We start from the raw sequence: 282 nt of genomic DNA, 5'->3' as shown, positions 1-282 counted from the left end.
TCGGCTACACGCTCGCGCTGCAGGCACTGGCGGCACGCCTGTGACCGGCCCCCAAACAGAAGGCTCGAAAATGTCGATAAAAAAGACCGGTGTTGACCAGCAGCTGATCCGCGATCTGGCGGGCATCCTGAACGACACCAATCTGACCGAGATCGAGGTGGAGCTCGGCGATCTCAAAGTGCGTGTGTCGCGCCAGTCGCAGGCTGTCCACGCGGTTGCCGCGCCCCTGCCCGCGATCGCCGCTCCCGTCGCCGCTGCGGCTCAGCCGGCCGCGGTCGCCGC

1 pseudogene is annotated in these 282 nt (G+C 67.0%); it reads left to right on the top strand.

Annotation, left to right across the window (positions count from 1 at the left end):
- Window positions 1–70 precede the first annotated feature (70 nt).
- Window positions 71–282, top strand: a pseudogene (locus EN859_RS37550) (acetyl-CoA carboxylase biotin carboxyl carrier protein); the annotation flags it as partial.

The organism is Mesorhizobium sp. M00.F.Ca.ET.216.01.1.1, assembly GCF_004010325.2.
In the GTDB taxonomy this organism is placed as follows: Bacteria; Pseudomonadota; Alphaproteobacteria; order Rhizobiales; family Rhizobiaceae; genus Mesorhizobium.
The sequence above is the reverse complement of the archived record's forward strand: the minus strand, read 5'-3'. Positions and strand labels throughout refer to the sequence as shown.